The following is a 6,723-nucleotide window of genomic DNA, read 5'->3' on the forward strand; positions in this document are numbered from 1 at the left end:
GGTGGTGATGAGCAGGGGGAGGGTGGGACGCATGGGATGGGCTCTTGGTTATGCCGACGATTCGTCGTTCGATGCGACCCTGTCTTGACAGGGGTTTTTAGGGCATTGCTGCGTGGAATCACCTGTCATCGAGTATCAGGGAATCTCACTGCTTGAGACTGATCCCGAATTGCGGTTAAACTGGCTATTCAATTTGGAGGATACTCATGGCGCGAGCCGCATCGCTGAAATCGATCGAAACCCAGATCCGTCGTCTGCAGGAGAAAGCGGAGAAACTCAAGGCCAGTCGCAAGGGCCCGGCAGTCCGTGACATCGTGCGCCGGATGAAGGCCGAGGGCATCACGCTTGACGATATTCAGGAGGCGCTCAAGGCCAAGGCGCCCCGCAAATCGGCTGGCGCCGCCAGACCGGTTGCCGCCGCGGCGCGCAAGCCGGTGGCGATCAAGTACCGCGACGAGGCCACCGGCCAGACCTGGACGGGACGGGGCCGCGCGCCCACCTGGCTGGCCGAGGCCGAGGCCGCCGGTCGCAAGCGCGAGGATTTCCTGCTGAAGGCGGCGGGCTGAGCGAACGAGGCCGCCTCAGGCGGCCACCGCGGCCGGCACCCGCTGGCCGCGCACCAGTCGGCCTGGCAGCGCGCCGGTGGCCTTCCCGTTCCGGTAGGTGACGGTGCCCGAGACGATGGTGGCCACATAGCCATCAGCGGGTTGACGCAGGCGACGACCGCCCGCCGGCAGGTCGTGCGCCACCGAGGGGACATGCACCCTCAGGCGCGGGAAGTCGATGACATTGATGTCGGCCTTCAACCCGACGGCGAGCCTGCCCCGGTCTGCCAGACCGGCGAGCATGGCCGGAGCGCTGGTGAGGGCCGCGATCGCCTCGGGCAGGGCGATGCGCTGCTCGGGCCCGGCATCGCGGGCCCAGCGGGTGAGAAAATAGGTGGGGAAACTGGCGTCGCAGATCATGCCGTAATGCGCGCCCCCATCGGCCAGGCCGACAACGGCGCGGGGATGCACGAGCATTTCGCGAACCGCATTCAGATTGCCGTCGCGATAGTTGGCCGCGGGCTGGTAGAAGATGGCGCGGCCTTCATGGGCCAGCAGCAGGTCGTAGGCGAATTCCTCGATCGACAGTCCGGCCGCTTTCGCGCGGCGATCGAGCCGCTGGCCGAGATCGGGCTCGTAATTCGCCTCCTGGTCCCAGGCATAGGCATAACGGAAGGACTTCACGGTCGCGAGACTCACCGGGTTGGTGTCCTGCGGATGCTCCTGCATCAGTTGAGCGCGGAATGCCGGGTCTTTCATGCGGGCCACGCGTTCGGCCAGCGGCAGACGGCTGATCGCCTTGTAGCTCGGGTGAAAGACGAAAGGGTGGAAGCTGAGATCGAGCCCGTAGAACATGCCCACCGGGCGCGGCGCCACCTGGGCGCGCATTTCCAGACCGTCGCGGGCGGCCTGGCTGAGCGCAGCGAGGGAATCGCGCCAGCCGTTTTCGTCGCCGGTGGGCATCTGGATGAGGGAATACGACAGCGGACGGCCGCTGCGCTCGGCCAGCCGGCGCATGAGCGCGAATTCGGAGCGCGCGTCGCCCATCGGCGCCGGGATGATCTGGAACACGCCCTGGCCGGCATCCTTGAGACCTTCGGCGAGCGCGCCGAGTTCGTCTTCCTCGGAGTACAGGCTGGGCGCGAGTTCGCCTGCCTTGGTCCGGTGCATCATGTTGCGCGAGGTGGTCACCCCGAGCGCCCCGGCACGCACCGCTTCGGCGGTGAGCTGGCGCATGCGGGCGAGATCCTCGGCCGTGGGGGGCTCATGCCTGGCGGCGCGCTCGCCCATGACATACACCCGCAGCGCGGAGTGCGGCAGCTGGGCAGCCACATCGATGTCGAACTGCCGTGCCTCGAGCGCGTCGAGGTATTCGGGGAAGGTTTCCCAGTTCCAGGGCAGGCCCTCGGTCATGACCACCTCGGGCACGTCTTCCACGCCTTCCATGACCTTGACCAGGATGTCGCGCTGCTCGGGCTTGCAGGGGGCAAAGCCCACGCCGCAGTTGCCCATGACCACCGAAGTGACCCCATGCTGCGAGGACGGCGCGAGCTGGCTCTCCCAGGTGGTCTGACCGTCGTAGTGGGTGTGGACGTCGACGAATCCCGGGGTGACCAGCAGGCCGCGGGCGTCGATTTCTTCGGAGGCGCCGCCGATCACTTCGCCGATGGCGGCGATGCGGCCATCCTTGACCGCGATGTCGGCCACCCGCGGTTCGCTGCCGGTACCGTCGTGCAGGGTGCCGCCGCGGATGATGAGGTCGTAGTGGGCCATGGCCGGTCTCCGAATGGGGTTGGCCGGGGAAATCGCCGGCGATGATGGATGTTACTGCGCCAGCGGCTTGTCCGGCGCGCGCTCGGCCGGCATCCGAGACGCCGGCATGGGGTCGCGAGCGGGCGCGTCCGGGTGGAAGGGCGGTTCTTGCCCCTCGGGTTGCGCCACCACCCGACCGGTCAGCTCAGGGCGGAACCACCGAACCGTCCCAGGCCAATACGCTGCCGCTGTGTTCGGGGCCGGTCGAGTCGATCACCGCCAGCAGGCGGGCTGCCGACGCGTCCGGGCTGAACAGGCGGCCGGCGGCCACTCCCGTCTGGAAGGGGCGCGACAGGGCGGTGTCGACCGTGCCCGGGTGCAGGCCGATGCAAAGCGCCTCGGGCGAGCGCCGCGCGAGCTCGATCGCCAGCCCCTTGAGAGTCATGTTCAGCGCAGCCTTGGAGGCCCGGTAGCCATACCAGCCGCCAAGCCGGTTATCGCCGATGCTGCCCACCCGGGCAGATATCGCCGCGAACACCGAGCGCCCGCGCCGCGGCATCAGCGGCAGGAAGTGCCGCGCCACCAGGGCCGGCCCGGTGCAGTTGACCGCGAACAGCGTGGCCATGGCCTGCGGGTCGATGGCGCCCCAGTGCTTTTCGGGCGCTACGCCAGGCCCGTGGAGCAGGCCGGTGGCCACGATCACCAGCCGGACCTCACCGAGCGCGGCTGCCTGCCGGGCGGCCGCCGCGATGCTGTCGGGATCGGTGAGGTCGATGCGGCCGTGCGCGAGGCCTGCGGTTGGCCTGTCGGGCGTTGCGTCGCGCGTGGCATCAGCAGGGGCTTCGGCCGCCGCGTCCCACACCTTGTCGGGCGGCGTGCGCGAGAGTGCCAGCACCCTGGGCCAGTGCGGTTCCCGACGCAGCCCGTGCACCAGCGCCGCGCCCAGGCCGCCGCTCGCGCCGATCACCACCGCGAGCGGTGCCGCGGTGCCGCCGCCCGCCTCGTGCTCCTCGCCACCCATGCCCGTTTGCCTTCGCGCTGATCCGGAGCGGTGAGTGTAGCGGTGGCCGCGGGTTGGCGACCCGGCGCCTCGGTACAATCGATCGATGAGGTTCAGGCTGTCGAGACTCGGGTGCGCCCTCTGGCTGGTCCTGGGGGTCATCGTGGCTTTGCCGGCCCGCGCTGCGCCCACCGATGGCGCGATGCTGGTCCACCTCGAGGCGGCCGGTGTGCGGATCAACGAGGTCCGCATCCTCAACCGCAACATCTTCGACACCAGCAATCCCGACGAGGACAAGCGCCTGTTTCGCTGGGCCAATGCCCTGCACATCCGCACCCGCGCGGGGGTGATCGAACGCATCCTGCTGTTCAGGGCGGGCGAGCGGCTTTCCGCGCGGCTCATCGAGGAATCGGAGCGGCTGCTGCGGGGCACCGGCTTCCTGCAGGATGTCGAGATGCGCGTGGTGCCGGTGCGCGACGGTCTCGTCGACATCGAGGTGATCACCCGCGATAGCTGGACCATCGAGCCCGGCCTGAGTCTGGGCCGTTCGGGGGGCGAGAATTCCCGCTCGGTGTCGTTGCGCGAGTACAACCTCGCCGGCACCGGCATCCAGCTCGGTATCGGGCGCTCCACCGATGTCGATCGCAGTGAAAGCGACTTCCAGCTTGCCGGCGATCGGCTCTTCGGGTCGGAGCTGGCCGGCTCTCTCGTGCTCTCGAGCAACAGCGACGGCGAACGCCGCGGCCTGCGGCTGGCAAGGCCCTTCCGTGCGCTGGACAGCCGCTGGTCGGCAGGCGTGGGGGTGTCGCGCGATGACCGCATCGATTCGGTCTACAACGCCGGCGAGGTGGCCAGCCAGTATCGCCATCAGCAGAACCTCGCGGAGGCCTATGTCGGCTGGTCGGGCGGCCTTGCCGAGGGTTGGGTACGGCGCTACACCGTCGGCGTGGGTGCGCGCGAAGATGCCTACGGACTGGAGCCCGGCAAGGCGCCGCCTGCCCGACTGCCTGGCGACGAGACCCTGGTGGCTCCTTTCGTCAGGGTGGACCTGATCGAGGACCGCTTCGAGAAGACCAGCAACCTCAGCCAGATCGGCCGTCCGGAGTTCCTGGCGATGGGTCTGGCGGCCAGCGTGCAGATCGGTCAGGCGATGCGCTCGCTGGGGTCCACGGCCGACCCGCTGCTCTACCAGGCTTCGCTGAGCCGCGGCTTCGAGCCGGCGCCACGGCACCGGCTGCTGGCGGTGGCCTCGGTGTCTGGCCGGCTGCTCGATGGCCAGGTGGATCGGCAGCGGGTGTCGGCCAGGGCGCAGTACTTCCTGCCCCAGACGGGACGCTGGCTGTTCTACGGGTCGGTCTCGGCCGACGCGATCACCCGCCCCGGGGTGGCCGACACGCTGCTGCTGGGCGGGGACAACGGGCTGCGTGGCTACCCGCTGCGTTATCAGGCCGGCACCCGGCGCGCCCTGCTCACCATCGAAGAGCGCTACTACACCGACCAGTTCTGGTGGCAGCTGCTGCGGGTCGGCGGCGCCGTGTTCGCCGACCTGGGCCGCGCCTGGGGAGGCGACAACATCAACCTGCTCAACCCGGGCTGGCTGGGCAATGTCGGTGTCGGGCTTCGGCTGTTCAATGTGCGCTCGGCCTTCATCAGCGTGATCCACCTCGATGTGGCGGTGCCGATCAATCCCGACGCCCGCATGAGCCGCGTGCAGTTCCTGGTCCACACCCGGTCGAGCTTCTGAACGGGGGCGGGCGCCGGCCTCGCGCGTTGCAGCTCGGGGCTGTGCGGGTCAGCCGAAGAAACGGTTGGGCGGGCGGTGCAGGCCGAGATGCTCGCGCAGGGTGCGTCCCTGATAGGCGCGCCGGAACAGGCCTCGTCGCTGCAGTTCGGGCACCACCAGATCGACGAAGTCATCGAGCCCGGCGGGCACGGTGGGGAACATGACATTGAAGCCGTCACAGGCCTCCGACAGCAGCCACGCTTCCATGGTGTCGGCGATCTCGGTGGCGGTGCCGACCATCTTGAGCCCGCCGTAGCCGCCCACCATCGCGGCGAGCTGTCGCACCGTCAGGCCATCGCGTCGCGCGAGTGTCAGAAGCGCGTTTTGACCGCTCTGGCTCTGATTCGTCTGGGGAATGTCGGGCAGGGGTTCGTCCAGCGCAAACCCCGACGCATCCACGCCGAGCCGGATCGACAGGTTGGGCAGTGCGCTGTCGGGATGCACGAGACTGTCCAGGAGCGCCTGCCGTTCCTGCGCCTCCTGGGTGCTGCGGCCCACGGTCACCAGGGCACCGGGCAGGATCTTGAGCGAGTCGGGCTCACGCCCCGACGCTCGCATGCGGGCATGGATGTCCTCGCGGAAGCGGCGGCCCTCGTCGATGCTGCGGTGGCTGCAGAAGACCAGCTCCGCCGTCTCTGCGGCGAGCTGGCGACCTGCCTCGGAAGCACCGGCCTGCACGATCACCGGCCAGCCCTGGATGGGCCGGGCGATGTTCAGCGGCCCGCGCACCTGCAGGTGCTCGCCGTGGTGGTCCAGCACATGCAGACGGCGCTCGTCGAAGAACACCCCGCTCTCGGGGTCGCGCAGCCAGGCGTCGTCGGCCCAGCTGTCCCACAGCCCGGTCACCACCGCGAAGAACTCGCGCGCACGGCGATAGCGCTCGTCGTGCTCCATGTGCTCGGTCAGGCCGAAATTGAGCGCGGCATCGGGGTTCGAGGTGGTGACGATGTTCCAGCCCGCCCGGCCGCCGCTGAGGTGATCCAGCGAGGCGAAGCGCCGGGCGATGTGATAGGGCTCGTCGAAGGTGGTGGACGCGGTGGCCACCAGGCCGATGCGCTGCGTGACCATGGCCAGGGCCGAGAGCAGGGTGAGCGGCTCGAAGGAGCTGACGGTGGCGCTGCGTCGCAGGGCAGCCATGGGCATGTTGAGTACTGCGAGGTGGTCGGCCATGAAGAAGGCATCGAAGCAGCCGCGCTCCAGGGTCTGGATCATGCGCACGAGATGGCCGAGATTGAAGTTGGCATCGGGCCAGGCGCCGGGATAGCGCCACCAGGCGGTGTGGATGCCGACGGGGCGCATGAAGGCGCCGAGATGCAGGGTCCTGGGCATGAGGCTCTCCGGAAGGTTCCCGACTCTACCGCGCCCCCGGGCTGCCGCCGGTCGTCGGCTTCGCGCCGTTCGCGCCGGATGCGCTCAATCGGGTGACGCTCGTGCCGATCACCAATCTGAAAAGCCAGGGCGGCATTCCCCGCAGGCCGGTGCAACACCCGCAGGAACCGCATGACCCGCAGGACCCTGGTCGGATCCGTTCGAGAAGTTTCGGCGCCCCCGGCTCATCCTGCGGCGCCCATCCAGGGTCATACCCGGGTTGAAATGGCCATCGCGGTCGCGGTGGTCGGCGTTCTGGGCTCTGCTGCCTACCC

5 protein-coding genes are annotated in these 6,723 nt (G+C 69.1%); 2 read left to right on the top strand and 3 right to left on the bottom strand.

Translation table 11 applies throughout. The annotated features are described in order from the left end of the window. Positions 1–206 precede the first annotated feature (206 nt). Entirely contained in the window at positions 207–566 is a 360-nt protein-coding gene (locus AC2H6A_RS16880) for an H-NS histone family protein (protein WP_484274880.1), read from the top strand. Between the two features lie 15 nt (positions 567–581). Here AC2H6A_RS16880 and AC2H6A_RS16885 read toward each other — a convergent pair whose 3' ends face one another. Next, positions 582–2,318, bottom strand: coding sequence for an N-acyl-D-amino-acid deacylase family protein (locus AC2H6A_RS16885; protein ID WP_484274881.1), 1,737 nt, complete (start codon positions 2,316–2,318; stop codon positions 582–584). A gap of 184 nt (positions 2,319–2,502) precedes the next feature. Continuing rightward, positions 2,503–3,318 carry an SDR family NAD(P)-dependent oxidoreductase gene (locus AC2H6A_RS16890; protein WP_484274882.1) on the bottom strand — a complete coding sequence of 272 codons (816 nt, stop codon included), beginning with the start codon at positions 3,316–3,318 and terminating at the stop codon, positions 2,503–2,505. A gap of 85 nt (positions 3,319–3,403) precedes the next feature. Here AC2H6A_RS16890 and AC2H6A_RS16895 point away from each other — a divergent pair, with 85 nt between their 5' ends. Further along, the gene (locus AC2H6A_RS16895) at positions 3,404–5,041 is read left to right on the top strand and encodes a BamA/TamA family outer membrane protein (protein WP_484274883.1); all 1,638 of its coding nucleotides are present in this window, start codon (positions 3,404–3,406) and stop codon (positions 5,039–5,041) included. Between the two features lie 48 nt (positions 5,042–5,089). On the opposite strand, the gene AC2H6A_RS16900 is transcribed toward AC2H6A_RS16895, so the two are convergent. Next, the gene (locus AC2H6A_RS16900) at positions 5,090–6,409 is read right to left on the bottom strand and encodes an LLM class flavin-dependent oxidoreductase (RefSeq protein WP_484274884.1); all 1,320 of its coding nucleotides are present in this window, start codon (positions 6,407–6,409) and stop codon (positions 5,090–5,092) included. Positions 6,410–6,723: the final 314 nt, after the last annotated feature.

The organism is Quisquiliibacterium sp., assembly GCF_982640115.1.